Origin of the sequence: Neisseria sp. SLRRB23 (assembly GCF_050896295.1) — a bacterium.
Classification (GTDB): Bacteria; Pseudomonadota; Gammaproteobacteria; order Burkholderiales; family Neisseriaceae; genus Neisseria.
On the sequence record NZ_JBPBFH010000085.1, the window covers coordinates 1 to 443 of the forward strand.

At 56.4% G+C, this 443-nt stretch carries 2 pseudogenes; both read left to right on the forward strand.

Annotated features, from left to right (window positions below):
• Positions 1–134 (forward strand): annotated as a pseudogene (locus ACRPFF_RS11140) (alpha/beta hydrolase); the annotation flags it as partial.
• Between the two features lies 1 nt (position 135).
• Positions 136–321 (forward strand): annotated as a pseudogene (locus tag ACRPFF_RS11145) (surface lipoprotein assembly modifier); the annotation flags it as partial.
• Between the last annotated feature and the right edge of the window lie 122 nt (positions 322–443).

Here is a 443-nt window from a genome sequence, read left to right on the forward strand (position 1 = left end):
AAATGCCGTCTGAAGGCTATCCCGTCCTCTTTGTCATCGACGGCGAAGCCTTTTTCCACGCACTTTTCAACATCATGCAGTCGCTGATGCCCAACCCCGTTACCCGAAGCAACGCCCCCTGCCTGATTGTCGGTACGCCGCAACGCCGTCCATATCGGTTGGGCGCAGGAGTGGGGCGGGACGGGCGGTTTGAACAGCCGGATTGCCGCGTCTTACGCCCACCGCAACTACAAAGGCATTGCGGCATTTTCGACGGAGGCGCAGCGTAACCGCGAATGGAATGTCTCGCTGGCTTTGAGCCACGACAAGTTGTCGTACAAAAAAGAAACTTTGACACACTCCGCACATGCCGTCTGAACGTGCATCTGTTCCGCACTTGCCAAACGGAGCGATTGCCCCTATATCTGTCTCTTATACACATCTCCGAGCCCACGAGACTCGAC